Source organism: Clostridium sp. 1001275B_160808_H3 (assembly GCF_015550425.1).
Taxonomy (GTDB): domain Bacteria; phylum Bacillota; class Clostridia; order Clostridiales; family Clostridiaceae; genus Clostridium.
The window spans coordinates 170,506-186,082 of the sequence record NZ_JADNAT010000003.1 but is presented as its reverse complement, the minus strand read 5'-3'; the positions used below and the strand labels follow the sequence as shown (position 1 = coordinate 186,082).

The 15,577-nt window shown below is 28.0% G+C and carries 20 protein-coding genes and 2 riboswitches; of the genes, 14 read left to right on the top strand and 6 right to left on the bottom strand.

Features of this window, described 5'->3' with window-relative positions:
• Positions 1–177 precede the first annotated feature (177 nt).
• The gene (locus I2A75_RS03935) at positions 178–1,818 is read left to right on the top strand and encodes a peptide ABC transporter substrate-binding protein (RefSeq protein WP_195263171.1); all 1,641 of its coding nucleotides are present in this window, start codon (positions 178–180) and stop codon (positions 1,816–1,818) included.
• A gap of 190 nt (positions 1,819–2,008) precedes the next feature.
• Here the strand turns inward: I2A75_RS03935 and I2A75_RS03930 are convergent, their stop codons facing one another.
• From I2A75_RS03930 to I2A75_RS03915, 4 genes are all read right to left on the bottom strand, one after another.
• Positions 2,009–2,371, bottom strand: coding sequence for a DUF2085 domain-containing protein (locus I2A75_RS03930; protein ID WP_195263170.1), 363 nt, complete (start codon positions 2,369–2,371; stop codon positions 2,009–2,011).
• A gap of 22 nt (positions 2,372–2,393) precedes the next feature.
• Positions 2,394–2,687: a zinc ribbon domain-containing protein gene (locus I2A75_RS03925; protein WP_195263169.1), complete on the bottom strand. Its 294-nt coding sequence runs from the start codon at positions 2,685–2,687 to the stop codon at positions 2,394–2,396.
• Between the two features lie 277 nt (positions 2,688–2,964).
• Entirely contained in the window at positions 2,965–3,285 is a 321-nt protein-coding gene (locus tag I2A75_RS03920; protein WP_195263168.1) for a hypothetical protein, read from the bottom strand.
• Positions 3,286–3,334: 49 nt separating this feature from the next.
• Positions 3,335–3,658: a hypothetical protein gene (locus I2A75_RS03915; RefSeq protein WP_243241990.1), complete on the bottom strand. Its 324-nt coding sequence runs from the start codon at positions 3,656–3,658 to the stop codon at positions 3,335–3,337.
• A gap of 167 nt (positions 3,659–3,825) precedes the next feature.
• On the opposite strand from I2A75_RS03915, the gene I2A75_RS03910 reads away from it, so the two are divergent.
• The 6 genes from I2A75_RS03910 to I2A75_RS03885 all read left to right on the top strand — a co-directional run bounded on the left by I2A75_RS03910 (position 3,826) and on the right by I2A75_RS03885 (position 8,387).
• Complete coding sequence (locus I2A75_RS03910; protein ID WP_195263167.1) at positions 3,826–3,990, top strand: hypothetical protein; 165 nt, start codon at positions 3,826–3,828, stop codon at positions 3,988–3,990.
• Positions 3,991–4,141: 151 nt separating this feature from the next.
• A riboswitch (FMN riboswitch) is annotated at positions 4,142–4,257 on the top strand.
• 216 nt (positions 4,258–4,473) lie between these two features.
• Entirely contained in the window at positions 4,474–5,562 is a 1,089-nt protein-coding gene (ribD, locus tag I2A75_RS03905) for a bifunctional diaminohydroxyphosphoribosylaminopyrimidine deaminase/5-amino-6-(5-phosphoribosylamino)uracil reductase RibD (protein WP_195263166.1), read from the top strand.
• A 4-nt stretch (positions 5,563–5,566) separates the two neighbouring features.
• Positions 5,567–6,232 carry a riboflavin synthase gene (locus tag I2A75_RS03900; protein ID WP_195263165.1) on the top strand — a complete coding sequence of 222 codons (666 nt, stop codon included), beginning with the start codon at positions 5,567–5,569 and terminating at the stop codon, positions 6,230–6,232.
• A 12-nt stretch (positions 6,233–6,244) separates the two neighbouring features.
• Positions 6,245–7,441 (top strand): bifunctional 3,4-dihydroxy-2-butanone-4-phosphate synthase/GTP cyclohydrolase II, encoded by a 1,197-nt coding sequence (locus tag I2A75_RS03895; protein WP_195263164.1) that lies wholly within the window; start codon positions 6,245–6,247, stop codon positions 7,439–7,441.
• 20 nt (positions 7,442–7,461) lie between these two features.
• Positions 7,462–7,923, top strand: coding sequence for a 6,7-dimethyl-8-ribityllumazine synthase (gene ribE / locus I2A75_RS03890; RefSeq protein ID WP_195263163.1), 462 nt, complete (start codon positions 7,462–7,464; stop codon positions 7,921–7,923).
• A gap of 89 nt (positions 7,924–8,012) precedes the next feature.
• Positions 8,013–8,387, top strand: a complete 375-nt coding sequence (locus I2A75_RS03885) for a hypothetical protein (protein ID WP_195263162.1) — start codon at positions 8,013–8,015, stop codon at positions 8,385–8,387.
• Between the two features lie 93 nt (positions 8,388–8,480).
• Here the strand turns inward: I2A75_RS03885 and I2A75_RS03880 are convergent, their stop codons facing one another.
• Positions 8,481–9,266: a hypothetical protein gene (locus I2A75_RS03880; protein WP_195263161.1), complete on the bottom strand. Its 786-nt coding sequence runs from the start codon at positions 9,264–9,266 to the stop codon at positions 8,481–8,483.
• A gap of 234 nt (positions 9,267–9,500) precedes the next feature.
• Positions 9,501–9,587: riboswitch (cyclic di-GMP riboswitch) on the bottom strand.
• 208 nt (positions 9,588–9,795) lie between these two features.
• Positions 9,796–10,269, bottom strand: a complete 474-nt coding sequence (locus tag I2A75_RS03875) for a MarR family winged helix-turn-helix transcriptional regulator (RefSeq protein ID WP_195263160.1) — start codon at positions 10,267–10,269, stop codon at positions 9,796–9,798.
• A gap of 436 nt (positions 10,270–10,705) precedes the next feature.
• On the opposite strand from I2A75_RS03875, the gene I2A75_RS03870 reads away from it, so the two are divergent.
• The 7 genes from I2A75_RS03870 (at position 10,706) to ureG (ending at position 15,575) form a co-directional block, all read left to right on the top strand.
• A complete protein-coding gene (locus I2A75_RS03870; RefSeq protein ID WP_195263159.1) occupies positions 10,706–11,218 on the top strand; it encodes an AmiS/UreI family transporter in 513 nt (170 codons plus the stop codon).
• Between the two features lie 75 nt (positions 11,219–11,293).
• Complete coding sequence (locus I2A75_RS03865) at positions 11,294–11,596, top strand: urease subunit gamma (RefSeq protein WP_195263158.1); 303 nt, start codon at positions 11,294–11,296, stop codon at positions 11,594–11,596.
• Between the two features lie 17 nt (positions 11,597–11,613).
• Positions 11,614–11,922 carry an urease subunit beta gene (locus I2A75_RS03860; protein ID WP_195263157.1) on the top strand — a complete coding sequence of 103 codons (309 nt, stop codon included), beginning with the start codon at positions 11,614–11,616 and terminating at the stop codon, positions 11,920–11,922.
• A 15-nt stretch (positions 11,923–11,937) separates the two neighbouring features.
• A complete protein-coding gene (gene ureC, locus I2A75_RS03855; RefSeq protein ID WP_195263156.1) occupies positions 11,938–13,656 on the top strand; it encodes an urease subunit alpha in 1,719 nt (572 codons plus the stop codon).
• A gap of 84 nt (positions 13,657–13,740) precedes the next feature.
• On the top strand, positions 13,741–14,196 hold the full coding sequence (locus I2A75_RS03850; RefSeq protein ID WP_195263155.1) for an urease accessory protein UreE: 456 nt from the start codon (positions 13,741–13,743) through the stop codon (positions 14,194–14,196).
• Positions 14,171–14,881, top strand: coding sequence for an urease accessory protein UreF (locus tag I2A75_RS03845; RefSeq protein ID WP_195263154.1), 711 nt, complete (start codon positions 14,171–14,173; stop codon positions 14,879–14,881). Before I2A75_RS03850 ends, I2A75_RS03845 begins: the two co-directional genes overlap by 26 nt.
• An 82-nt stretch (positions 14,882–14,963) precedes the next feature.
• Entirely contained in the window at positions 14,964–15,575 is a 612-nt protein-coding gene (gene ureG, locus I2A75_RS03840; RefSeq protein ID WP_195263153.1) for an urease accessory protein UreG, read from the top strand.
• Positions 15,576–15,577 lie beyond the last annotated feature (2 nt).

The following is a 15,577-nucleotide window of genomic DNA, read 5'->3' as shown; positions in this document are numbered from 1 at the left end:
ATTTTTTTTGAAAAATACATATTGACATTTTATGTATTAAAGAGTATTATTTGTATAAATAAGAAGAATAAATAAACATTAAATTGTATTTAAATTCTTTTATTTTTAGAAAAGAAATCATTGGGGTTTAATTTATTATTAAATTAAGAAAATAAATATTAAGGGGGATTCAATTTTATGAAGGCAAAGAAATTAAGAAGAATTTGTGCAGTAGCACTAACTTTTGCTCTTGGAATGTCTGTATTTGCAGGATGCCAAAGCAAACAAGAGGATTCAAGAAAATTAATTTATAATTTAGGAGAGGATCCAGAAACGCTTGACCCTACATTAAACACTTCATCAGGAGCAGGTTCAGTAATAGATAATGCTTTTGAAGGTTTAATGAAACTTGATGAAAATGAAAAAGCAGTTCCTGGAGTTGCTGAAAGCTATGAAGTTTCAGACGACAATTTAGTTTATACTTTTAAATTAAGAAAGGATGCTAAATGGTCAGATGGGGAGCCAGTAACAGCAAAGGATTTCGAATATTCTTGGATAAGAGCTATATCTAAGGAAACTGCAGCAGAATACAATTATCAATTATTTTATATAAAGAATGCACAAAAATTTAATGAAGGTACAGCATCTAGAGAAGACGTTGGAATTGAAGTTGTAGACGAGCATACTTTAAAAGTGACTTTAGAAGCACCAACAGCTTACTTCTTAGAACTTACTTCATTTACAACTTATATGCCATTAAGAGAAGATATAGTTACTAGTAATCCAGAAAGTTGGGCACTAGACCCAGAAACTTATGTTTCAAATGGACCTTTCAAATTGACTCAATGGGATATGAAAGATCAATTAATATTTGAAAAGAATGAAAACTACTGGAATAAAAATTCAATAAAGCTTCCAGGAGTAGTTTATAAATTAGTTACTGATCAAAATACTGCTTATGCTTCATTAAAATCTGGAGAATTTGATATGGTTGATACAGTTCCACCAGCAGAAATTGAAAGTGGTCAAGCAGAAGGATTAGTTACAATTCATCCAAACCTTGGAAATTACATGTTAGTATTTAATGTTGGTAAACAATCAACTTTAACTGAAGATGTTAAAAAGGTTTTAAGTAATGCAAAAGTAAGAAAAGCTTTATCTATTGCAATTGATAGAGAAGGTATAGTTAATGAAGTTACAAAGGCAAAACAAACTACGGCATATGCTTTTGTTCCTGAAGGAATCTTAAATGCTAAAGGAGAAGAATTTGCTGATAGAAAGTACTATGATGCAACAAAACCTAATATAGAAGAAGCTAAAAAATTACTAGCTGAAGCTGGATATCCAAATGGAGAAGGAATGCCAACTTTAGAATTTATGTATAATTCAGAAGGATCTCACAATTTAGTAGCACAAGTAATTCAACAAGACTGGGCTAAGATTGGAGTAAATGTAGAGTTAGCAAACCAAGAGTGGAAAGTATTCTTAAATACTAGACAACAAGGTGGATATCAAATTGCAAGACATGGTTGGCTTGGAGATTATGTTGATCCTATGACATTCTTAGATTTATGGGTAACAGGTGGAGGAAACAACGATGCTGGTTATTCAAATCCTAAGTATGATGAATTAGTTAATGCTGCTAAGGTTGAAGCTGATGCAGATAAAAGATGGGATATGATGAAACAAGCAGAAGATATTTTAATGGAGGATATGCCAATAATTCCACTTTACTTCTATAATAAAACAACTGGGGCTAAGCCTGAAGTTAAGGGAGTTAGAGTTTCAATGCTTGGACATGTGTACTTTGATAAGGCATATATAGAGGAATCCAAGTAAAATAATAATTAAAACTAACTATTATTAAACTCAATGATAAGTAATTAAAAAAGTTGTATAAGATTAAGTATTAACATTTAATCTTATGCAACTTTTTTAATTACTCATTTAATCTTTTAATAATACTTATGAATCTTATGTATTTTAAATAATTTAAAATATAAAAGAATAGGTAATCTTTTATTATTTTCTAAATGTTTCTTCCAAAATTATAACCACATTTCCATGTAAAAATTATTGATATTATAAATATATTACTTAAAGCATAGCCAAAAAGTAATCCTGTTAAAACTCTTTTTAAATTGTTACTTTCGTAATGAGTCAATAATTGTATAAAGCCATCTAAAAGCATTGGAATCATTAAAATTAGATTTAAAATTATATTTGGATGATAAAAAGAAAATAGAACTGGCGAACAAATCATGCCAATTAGCTCGCCAGTACATCTAGCACATATAGGAAATTTTTTATTCTTAAAATAAAAAGATCTATCATCTCTACAATGACATCCAAATATAATTGGTAACCATTTAGAGAAAAATTTTTTAATCATTTATTAATAACCATGAAAATTATTAGTAACCATATGGAGCTGAAGCAGCACCTATGATAAAAATTAATAAGTATAATAATATATAAATAGCAACTGAAACTAAAGCACCTATACCAGCAGCTTTAGATGTTTTAGGTTTAGTATCTTTCCAAACTAAAAATAAAATTAAACCTACAATCGGAATACAGCATCCTAATAATCCCCATCCAAATCCACCATTATCTACAACAGTAGGTGTAGGATTTGTTGCCACACCACAATGTATACATACTGCTGCATTATCATCTATTTCCTTTCCACAATTCTTACAGAACATTACTTTTCCCCCTTTTATAATTTTATGTAGTTATAAGCATTTGATTAATATAAATTAGTGATATTGCAAAATTATCACTTGCTTTATAAAGATGATTGCATTTAACAATACATTCTATGCTTAAAATTAAAATAAAATCACTTGAAATGTGTATATTTATTGTGGTTTTATTAGATTTTATTAGATGGTGGAGAATTAGGTTGTGAAATTGCAATTTGATATTGAGAATTAAACGTTTTATTAAAAATCATTTTAACCTTATATACCTAAATTGAATTTAAGATAAAGCTATAGAACCGTCACCAACTACAATTATTTTGTAGCTAGGATCTAGCTGAGGATATAATTTAACCTTAGGTGAACTAGGAATTAGTTTTATTGATTGAACTATAGTATCAGCTTCATCATAAATAATGATATAAGTAATACCTTTCTCTGATACATTTTGAGCATAATTTATCTCATTTAATGGAATCCCAAGGTCATTTGCATTATAAACACCTTCGGTAAGTGTCTTAGAAGGTGCTTGATATACAGCATAAACAGTATTAAAAGATAATGATAAACTAATTAATATCATAAAAATAAATTTTTTCATAAATTAAACCGCCTTTCAGGTAATTTTACATTATTTAAAGTTAAAATTTTTAAGATAAAAATGCTGATCCTTCACCAATTAATATTATCTTATAATTAGGCTTAAGCTTATGTAATTCATATTTAGCAGAATTAGGTTCTATTTTTAGTGCTTGTATTACTGATTGATTTTCATCCACTAATAGAAAATAAATACTTTTATCACTAGAGATGTTTTGTATAGATGATAAATCTCCACCTAAGACTTTAATAATGTTCTCCACTTTATAAACACCTTGATTAAAAATATTAGTTTGTATTTGAGGCTCAGCTTTAACAATGTTAAAGTTTAAGCATAAAAATATTAAAAGAGTATAAATAAATTTTTTCATCATAATAACCACCTTTCATGGTTAGTTTGGCTATAGAATAATTTAAATATACAAATCACAGTCTATTGTTATAAAATTATATAATTATAGTAATATAATAAGGTAATATCAGTTTAATATTGTTTGAAAATAAAATAAATAATGTAAGATTTATTGGTAGGGTGATAAAAATGAAAGAATGTAAGTATTGCAAAAATAAATTAATTGAAAGCTCATTTGAAAATAAAATAGGAATTTTTTGTAGTGAAGATCATTTTATAAGGTATTTAAATAGTTTAAGTGATGAAGAGTACATAAATTTACAAAATAAGTTTTGTGTTTGTAGTGATGACTAGTGAAATATCGAGGCTAAGTACTTTTAAAGCTAATTTAATAGCAACATTATATAAGGTAATGGGGTATAATTTCACATTGAAGTTGAAATTTCTAGAAAATTTACCCTTGACAAATAATAGAATTGATAATAAAATAACAATATAAAATTTAATAAATCTTCAGGGCAGGGTGAAATTCCCTACCGGCGGTAAAGCCCGCGAGCTATTTTAGCATGATTCGGTGAAACTCCGAAGCCGACAGTACAGTCTGGATGGAAGAAGATAATACATTTAAGTGATTTTTATTTATAATTACTTTTATTTGTTATATTGTTAATTTAGCTCTGAAATATCTTTATATTTCAGAGCTTTTTTAATACTATCTTTGATATAAAAATAACAAGTTTTTATTTATATAATTATTTTTATTATTGTATTTTAATGCTCTGAGTTCTAAGTTACTCAGAGCATTTTTGTTTTATAAATAAAAATGGGGGTTAAAAGATGGATAAAAAATATATGCAATTAGCTATTGACTTAGCTAAGAATGGAAAAGGTAAAGTCAATCCTAATCCATTAGTAGGAGCAGTTATTGTAAAGAATGGAAAAGTAATTGGACAAGGATATCATAAAAAGTATGGCGGAAATCATGCTGAAATAGAAGCAATTAACAATTCGACTGAAAGTGTTGAAGGTGCAACTATATATGTAACATTAGAGCCTTGCTATCATTATGGTAAAACTCCACCTTGTGTAGATAAATTAATTTCTTCTAAAATTTCTAGAGTTGTAATAGGTAGTTTAGATGCAAATCCATTAGTTTCTGGAAAGAGCATTGATAAACTAAAACAAGTTGGAATTGAAGTTAATGTTGGAGTATTAGAAGAAGAATGTTTTAGATTGAATGAAGTTTTTATGAAGTATATAAAAACTAAAAAGCCTTATGTTGTTTTAAAATCTGCTGTTTCTTTAGACGGCAAGATAGCAACTAAAACTGGTGAATCTAAGTGGATTACTGGAGAAATTTCAAGATTAAAAGTACATGAATTAAGAAATGAGTTAAGTGCAATTATGGTAGGAATAAATACAGTGCTTCAAGATGATCCAAGTTTAACTTGTAACATTAATAATGGAAGAAATCCTATAAGAATTATAGTTGATAGTAATCTTAGAATTCCATTAGATTCAAAAATATTAAAAAACTCACATAATTATAAAACAATAATAGCAACTACTAAAAATGCAGATTTAAAAAAGAAAAAATTAATAGAAGAACTTGGTGCAGAAGTTTTAATTATAAAATCATTAAATAATAAGGTTGATTTAAATGATTTAATGATAAAACTAGGTGAACTAAAAATAGATGGCATTCTTTTAGAAGGTGGCGGGGAATTAAATTTTTCTGCTTTAAAAGCTGAAATAGTAGATAAAGTAATGATATTTATTGCTCCTAAAATAATAGGTGGTAGAAATTCTAAAACCTCTATTGAGGGGGAAGGAATAAACTTATTGAGTGAATCTTATAAAATCGATAATTTAAAAACTGAAAATTTAGGTGAAGATATATTATTAACTGGATATATAAAGAGGTGATAATTTGTTTACAGGTATAGTCGAGGAAGTTGGAATTATAAAGGAAATTAAAAAAGGACTTAAGTATTGCAAGATAAAGGTACAAGCTAAGAAGGTATTGGAAAATACAAATATAGGAGATAGTATTTCTGTAAATGGTGTTTGTTTAACGGTAATTAGTATGACTACTACTGAGTTTACAGCTGATATTGTCTTAGAATCATTAAAAAGAAGTAATTTAGGAAGTCTTAAAATAGGATCAAAAATTAATTTAGAAAGAGCATTAAGTGCAAATAGTAGATTTGGAGGACATATTGTAAGTGGACATATAGATTGTATAGGTCAAATAACATCTATAGCTAAAGATGAAATGGCTATACTCATAACAATTAAGCCCTCATCGTCTGTTATTAAATATATAGTTGAAAAAGGCTCAATTGCCATCGATGGAATAAGCTTAACGGTAGCATATGTAGATGATGAAAAGTTTTTACTTTCTATAATACCTCATACAAGTAGCGAAACTACTTTAGCTTATAAAAAAGTTGGAGACTTTGTAAATATTGAATGCGACATAGTAGGTAAATATATCGAAAGCTTTATGAAGTTTAATGAAAAAGTTAATGAGAAAGTGATTAAAAAAGAATATAAAATAAATGAAAGTTTCTTAAAGGAAAATGGCTTTATGTAGGAGGGAATTTCAATGTATAAATTTAATTCAATAGAAGAAGCAATTAATGAAATCAAAGAAGGTAAAATGATTATTGTAATTGATGATGAAGGAAGAGAAAATGAGGGCGACCTATTAATGGCAGCAGAAAAGGTTACAGGTGAAGCTATAAACTTTATGGCTACCTATGGAAAAGGCTTAATATGTATGCCAATAAAGAAAGAAACAGCAGATAAGTTAAATATAGGAAGCATGGTAAGCGTAAATACAGATAATCATGAAACAGCCTTCACAGTATCTGTAGATCATATAGACACTACAACTGGTATTTCTGCCTATGAAAGATCTTTAACAATTAAAAAGCTATTAGATGAAAATAGTACACCTATTGATTTTAGAAGACCAGGTCATATGTTTCCGTTAATAGCTAAAGAAAATGGTGTCTTAGAAAGAAGAGGACATACTGAAGCAGCTGTTGATTTAGCAAAATTAGCAGGTTTGAAAGAAGCAGGAGTGATTTGTGAAATCATTAAAGAAGATGGAACCATGGCAAGGACAAATGATTTATTTAAATTTGCTAAGAAACATAATTTAAAGATTATAACTATAGATGATTTAGTTAGCTATAGGCAAAAAGAGGAATTGTTAATTCAAACAGAAGCAGAAATTGAAATGCCAACTAAATATGGAAATTTTAAAATGTATGGATTTACTGAAAAAGTGTCTGGCAAAGAACATGTTGCTTTAGTCCTTGGAGATATTGAAAATGCTGATTCTGTATTAGTTAGAGTACATTCAGAATGTTTAACAGGTGATATATTTGGATCAAAAAGATGCGATTGTGGTGAACAATTAGATTTTGCACTAAAAGCTATAAGAGAAGAAGGTACTGGAATTTTATTATATATGAGACAAGAAGGAAGAGGCATTGGGTTAATAAATAAACTTAAAGCCTATAAACTTCAAGAAGAAGGATATGATACTGTAGAAGCTAATTTAAAACTTGGTTTTCAACCTGATTTAAGAAATTATGATATAGCAGCTTCTATATTAAAATCTTTAAAAGTTTCTAATGTGAAACTTATGACTAATAATCCTGAAAAAGTCAAAGGATTAGAAGGTTATGGAATAAGTGTTTCAGAAAGAGTTCCAGTCATAATTAAAGCTAATAATGTGAATGATTTTTATTTAAAAACTAAAAAGGAAAAAATGAATCACATTTTATATTAATAAATTTTGGAGGTATAAAAATGAAAGTATTTGAAGGAAATTTAGTAGGAAAAGATTTAAAAGTTGGAATAGTAGCAGGAAGATTTAATGATTTTATTGTTTCTAAGTTAGTTGATGGAGCATTAGATGGATTAAAAAGACATGGAGTTAATGAAGAAGATATAGAATTATCTTTAGTACCAGGTGCATTTGAAATACCATTGATAGCAAAGAAAATGGCAAAAAGCAAAAAATATGATGCTATTATATGTTTAGGAGCAGTTATAAAAGGATCAACACCTCATTTTGACTATGTATGTGCTGAAGCTTCAAAAGGAATTGCATCAGTTTCTTTAGATAGTGAAATGCCAGTTATTTTTGGAATTTTAACTACAGACTCAATTGAACAAGCTATTGAAAGAGCAGGAACTAAAGCAGGAAACAAAGGTTACGATGCAGCAGTAACAGCTATTGAAATGGCAAATTTATTAAGAGAAATATAGTATATTAATAAAGGGCAATCTATTGAAAATTATCCTCAATAACATTAAAATTATATTAAGTTAATTTAAATAATTTTAAGGAGGATATTTTGGATAGAAAGTTAATAGAAAAGATAATCGGGAAGAAAAATTACGTTGATTTAAATGATGAAATATATATGCTAAGAGAAATTACAAGTATTATGAGACAAAATATTCAAAATAACTTATCTTTTGCAGATGAGTTTATAAGTGAAATAAATACTAAGGCTTCAAGGGCTAAAGTAATAATAGGTGATATAGTAAAAGGTCTAGAAAATGATTCATTTATTGTAGGATATACTAATAGTAAAAATTATTTACTAAAGTATTTGAAGGATTTTAATATTAATCTAGAAGGAATTATAAAAAATACTAATGCTTTTAATTATGATGAATTAATTAAATATACTAATAGTCTTATAGATCTTATATTACTTTTCTAAAAATATTTATTTAATGACTTATTAGCTAAATGAATTAAATATATTAAAATGAGAAAAACACTAGGTTAATTCCTAGTGTTTTTCTTATTTTATTTATCTTACGATAGGAATTTTTACTATTAGTGGTACTGGTGAAAGAACAGCATTTCTTTCTTGCTCTAATCTAAAAGTAAACTCAGTAGCAGATTCAGGTATATCATTTAAAGCCTTTATAAAGAAAGAAGCATTTGTTAGATTTATGTCACAGAATGTATATGCCATTACAGGAATATTAGCAGTTTGCATTAAGCTTAAACGTACGTTATTACCTATACAATCTGTATTAAATACTGCTCCTCCTATAGCTGTAAGAGGTAATTCAAAACCATTCTTTAATTCGCTTACTGTTACACTTTTTTTACTTGTAATAACTTTTGCTGTAGTAGATGTATTCATATCATAATTTACTGGAATCTTAATTGATGCATCAGTATCTGAAGTTAACACTGAAGAGCTGATTGTAATTTCCCAGTTGTCTAAATATTCGATACCAGCATTAGGTTCAAAGACACCAAGTTCAATCGATTTGCCATCATTACCAAGAAGAAGAGTAGTTTTTACATCATAATTTTGAGTAATAGCTTTTAGAATTTTATTAGGGTCGTTAGTATTAAACTTTGCACCCTCAAGAGTGAGTTTAACCCATTGCTCTCCACCGTCATTTTTTATAAAATTTGTGTAATCAACTGATGCTTGATCTGATTTAAGCGTAACCTTTGATGATATTTGTTGCTCTAAGGAATTTAGATTTTGCGGTAGTGTAGCTGCAAACACTGTTGATGAGTTCACAGCTAGAACTCCTGCAACTAGTAGAGATGTGATGATTTTGTTTTTTTTCATTTTTATTTCCTCCATTTATTTATTGATTTTTAACAGAGAAATGACTAAAAATACAAGTACACCATAAATTAGGTATTGCTTAAGAATTTTTGTCACCTTAATTAAAAATATTTTAAATATTTTATTATAGAGGCTTTTATACAGTAAAACAAAATAGAATATCATTGATATAAAAAAATACCCTCAAAGAGGGCATGTCTATCTTATCAATGACAACAAAAAGTTTACTAACTCTTTGGCAACTGGCAAGTATAGTCTTATAAGACCTTAACCCCTATAGCTTTGCGTCCTTAGATTTCCCTAAGTTTGCCTATTAAATTTTGTATCTGTATTTTTAATATCCAATCCTTCTGTTATTTACATAATATAGCAATTTCAAAATAAATACAAGAATAAAATGAATAGTTAACAAATAGTTAACAAATAGTTAACTGTTTTTAACATTTTTAAATAAAATCAAATTATCAAATTCAAGAAAATAATTAAAGCCATATGTATTGCATATACATATGGCTTTAATTATTTCATATTAGCTTTCACTATTAATTTTATCGCTAACTTTATTAAGCAACTTTTTTAATACAAGAATTTCTTCTTCTTCTAAATCATCCTTAAAAACAGTTTCAAAATGAGGAATTAAATCTTTTAAAATAGTAAAAGTAAATTTTTCCAATTCAATAAGCATCATATCAATCAAAGATTTACCTTTAGGGCTTAGGCTTACTAACCTAACTCTACTATCTGTCTTTGATTTCTCAACAATAATAATATTTTTATTTTCTAAACCTTTAACAATATAATTTGTAGTACTAAGTGGAAAATTAAAAGAAGCAGTAATATCTCCCATATTACATTGACCATATTTATATAAATAATATAATACTAATTTTTCCTCTCTTTTAAGATTTAGATACTTATCCTCAACATTAATAGGAGAATTAAATATACTTTTATATTGTCGCTTTTCATCAAAATATAAATCAAATAAACCTTCTATAAACATAAAATTAGCCTTTCACTTAATAAATTTAATCTTTTATATAATAAATTTAACCAATGATATTATAACATTTATTATGTTTTTTTAAAAGAACATTAGTTGCAAATAAAAATATTTCAATATTTGAAATATTTTTATTTCAAATATTGAAATATTATTTTTTATTTGATATTATATTTACACACCGGTTAAATGTTAAAAAGTATATATATATGAATTTAAAGTAATATAAAACAATATAAGGTAATAGGCATTGATTTCAAATCCTTTCACTTTATTTTATCAAGTATTGAAAGCTATAACTTATTGTATGGTATTAGATCTAAGGTGTTAGATAAATAAATTGAGATTTAGCCGGTGTAGTTGTTAAAGAAAAAAGAAACTAAATTTAAATTAACTAGTTTCAAATAACTTAAAATTTTAATAGGAGTGATGTTAAATGTTGGGAGTGATTTTATTATATGTAGGGATAGTTTTAATAAATAATGGTGTAGCAAGACTATTTAACATAAAGGATAAATCAGTTGCCATTATGAATATTTTTGTAGGATGCCTATCATTGATATGTAATATTATAATTCTTGTTCAGGGGCAATTTGCTGGGAAAATGATAAATTTCTATTTAGCAGGAACAGGACTATTATTTGCTTTTACATATCTTTATGCAGCATTTAATACAATTTTCAAATTAGATACAAAACTTTATGGATGGTATAGCTTATTTGTAGCTATAAATTCTATACCAGCTGGGATTTTATGTTTTATTCAATTTGGTGGAGACTGGAAAATGGGAGTTATTTGGCTATTATGGGGTATATTATGGCTAACTGCTTTTATAGAATGTGGACTTGAAAAAACCTTAGGAAAATTTGTTGGGTATTTAAGTATCTTTGAAGGCATATTTACTGCTTGGATTCCAGGATTATTAATGCTTATCGGTCTATGGAATTAACCTTTACCAAGAGGTCATGATTCTGTTATATATGATTTATTTTAATACATTAAATATTTTAAAGGAGAGATGTATATGTATTTGACAACAAAGGAAAGAGAAAAACTTCTGATTTTTCTTGCAGCAGAGGTAGCAAGAAAAAGAAAAGATAGGGGATTAAAATTAAATCATCCTGAATGTATTGCTTATATAACAAATTCAATACTAGAAGGCGCTCGTGATGGAAAGAGCGTTGATGAATTAATGTCTTATGGAAGAACATTACTTAAGAGAGAAGATGTTATGGATGGAGTATCTGAAATGATAGATATGATTCAAGTCGAAGCTACATTTCTAGATGGAACCAAGTTAGTAACAATTCATAATCCAATTCAATAATAAAGTGGAGGTTAGTTATGATACCAGGAGAATATATATTAGCAAAAGATTCTATAAAATGTAATTCAAAATATGAGCCAATAGAAATAGTTGTAATAAATAAAGGTGATAGAGCAATCCAAGTAGGATCTCATTTTCATTTTTATGAAGTAAATACAAAATTAGAATTTGATAGAGAAAAGGCTTATGGCAAGAGATTAGATATTCCATCAGGAACTGGAGTTCGATTTGAGCCTGGAGATAGAAAAAAAGTTAAATTAATAGATTTTGGTGGAGAAAGAAAAGTATTTGGTTTTGATAATAAAGTTGATGGATATTTAGAATAAAGGAGGCACTAACAAATGAGTTTTAAAATGAGTAGAAAACAATATTCAGATATGTTTGGACCTACAGTTGGAGATAGTATAAGACTTGGTGATACAAACTTATTTGCAAAAATAGAAAAAGACATGACTGTGTATGGAGAAGAAAGTAAATTTGGTGGAGGAAAAACACTTAGAGATGGTATGGGTGTTAGTGCCACTGAGACAAGAAAAGGTAATAAATCAGTGGTAGATACAATAATAACCAGTGTTATAATTATTGACTATACTGGTGTCTACAAAGCCGATATAGGAATAAGAGATGGAAAAATAGTTGCTATAGGTAAAGGTGGAAATCCTGCAATAATGGATTCAGTAGATTTTATTGTTGGAGCAAGTACAGAAGCTATATCAGGTGAAGGTCTTATAGTTACAGCAGGAGCTATTGATACACATATACATATGATTACACCTGGAATAGTCGAAGCAGGATTAGATAATGGTGTAACTACAATTATAGGTGGCGGAACAGGACCAGCAGATGGAACTAACTCAGCTACTACAACACCTGGCTCTTGGCATATTCACAAAATGTTAAAAGCAGCAGAACAATACCCTATTAACATAGGATTATTAGCTAAAGGTATGGGAGCAACAGAAGAAGTTATTGGAGAACAAATTGAAGCTGGAGCTATGGGAATAAAAATACATGAAGATTGGGGTGCAACTGGCTCAGGTATAGACTATACATTAAGAGCAGCTGATAAATACGATGTACAGGTTGCTATTCACACAGATACATTAAATGAAAGTGGATTTGTAGAATATACAATTAATAGATTTGATGGTAGGACAATACATACATTCCATACAGAGGGCGCAGGAGGTGGACATGCTCCTGATATTATAAAGGCAGCAGGTCTAAATAATGTATTACCATCATCAACAAGTCCAACAATTCCATATACTAAAAACACTATTACAGAACATTTAGACATGTTAATGGTTTGTCATCATTTAGATCCAAAAATACCAGAAGATGTAGCATTTGCAGATTCAAGAATAAGAAAACAATCAATTGCAGCAGAAGATGTACTTCAAGATATGGGTGTCATAAGTATAATGAGTTCTGATTGTATGGCTATGGGAAGAATCGGAGAAGTTGTTATGAAAACATGGCAATTAGCTGATAAGATGAAAATTCAGCGCGGTCTATTTGATGGAGATTCAGAATATTCCGATAATAATAGAATTAAGAGGTATATTGCTAAATATACAATAAACCCTGCAATTACTGTTGGAATATCAAATTATATTGGATCAATTGAAGTTGGAAAATATGCTGATTTAGTATTCTGGGAACCAAAGATGTTTGGAGCTAAACCAAAAATGATTATGAAAAGTGGAATGCTTAGTTATGGGGTGATGGGTGATGCAAGTGCAAGTATAATTACTCCAGAACCAAGAATGTTAAGACATTTTTGGGGTGCTGCAGGAAGCGCTAAGAGTGACATCAATATGACATTTGTATCAAAATATGCATATGAAAATGGAATCAAAGAGGAACTTAAGCTAGAAAAGAATGTATTACCAGTGGGCGGAGTTAGAAAATTAACTAAGAAAGATTTAATTTTTAATACAGAGACTCCAGAAATCGATGTAGATCCACAAACATATGACGTTACAATTAATGGAGAAGTTATCAGTTGCGAGCCATCTACAGAATTACCATTAACACAAAGATATTTCTTATATTAATTTTTTTTATTATTCTTCTCTCTTAATGTTTAACTAAAGAGAGAAGAACTTTATTAATTAAAGATAGCAAAGGTGGGAGAAAATATGATTTTTGAAAATATACTTGGAAATATAAATGATTTAGAAAATATAGATGATTTTCATCTGGAAGTTATATATTTAGATAGCGATGATTTGGTTAAGAAAATAATAAGAGTTAGATCGGATCACAATAAAGAATACGGAATAGCCTTAAAAAATACAAATGAACAACTAGAAGATGGATCTATTTTATTTAAAGAAAATAATAATATCATTGTTATAAAAACAAATAATGAAGATGCAATTATTATACAACCGAAAGATATAAATGAAATGGGAGAAATTGCGCATTTACTTGGAAATACACATATACCTATAGATATTAAAAATGGAGAGATAATTCTTAAGTACGATCATGTTATTGAAAAAATTATTAAATACAAAAATATTAAATATTCTATTGAGAGTATTAAACTAGGAAAGGCTTTAAGACATGTCGACTATTCCCATCACCACTAATTTTAATGAGATACTTAAGGTATTACAGGTATGTGATTCTGCATTTCCAGTTGGGTCATTTAATCATTCCTATGGAATGGAAACTTATTTGAGAAACTCTGTAATAAGCAATACAGAGTCCTTTAAAAAATGGCTTGATACATTTTTACTTAATCAATTTGTATATGGAGAAGGTCTATCAGTTAGATTAACTTATAAATATTTAAAAGAAAACAATATAGAGAATATATGGAATTTGGATACAAGTATTACAGTTCAAAATGTAGCTAAAGAAAGCAGAAATGGAGGAAAGCTTGTTGCATATAGAATGAGTGATCTTATATTAGATATTTATGAGATAAATTTATTAAAAGAATATAAACAAAGAATTACGGATAAGAAGTCATACGGAAATCCAGCAATAGTTTTTGCTATTTTAATGAATGAATTTGGTATTTCTGTAAGTGATGCTATTGTTTACTATGGATATAGCATTATTGTTACATTAATACAAAATGCTGTGAGAACTATACCTTTGGGACAAAAAGATGGCCAACTCTTACTGAATAAATCATTTGATATATTGGAAGAAGTTTGTAAAAAAATATTGACTCTAGATGAAGATGATATAGGCGCAAATATTCCAGGACTTGAAATATCACAAATTAATCATGAAAACTTATCATTCAGATTATTTATGTCTTAAGTTATAGGATTAATTTAATTAAAATCTTTTAAAAGGAATATAAAATATAGAAATAAATAGTTTAATTTTGGAGGGAGAAATTATGAAACCAGTTGTAATTGGAGTTGGAGGACCTGTTGGAGCCGGAAAAACTTTATTAATAGAAAGATTAACAAGATTGATGAATGATGATTATAATTTAGCAGTAATAACAAATGATATTTATACAAAAGAAGATGCTAAATTTATGGTTAAAAATTCTGTATTAGATGAAGAAAGGATAATTGGAGTTGAAACTGGCGGATGTCCGCATACTGCTATAAGAGAAGATGCATCAATGAACTTTTCAGCTTTAGATAATCTTAAAAATAAATTTACTGATTTAGATATAATATTTTTAGAAAGTGGTGGCGATAATTTAGCAGCTACTTTTAGCCCAGATTTAGTGAATTTTTCAATATACATAATAGATGTTGCACAGGGGGAAAAAATACCAAGAAAAGCTGGACAAGGAATGATAAAGAGTGATTTATTTATAATAAACAAAATAGATTTAGCTCCTTATGTTGGTGCAAATTTAGAGATAATGAGAGAAGATACATTGGCATTTAGAAATGAAAATACGTTTATTTTTACAAATTTAAAAACGGACTTAGGTGTAAGAGATGTTATGTATTGGATAAAAGCAAATTGTTTATTAGAAGGAATTGAATAGTT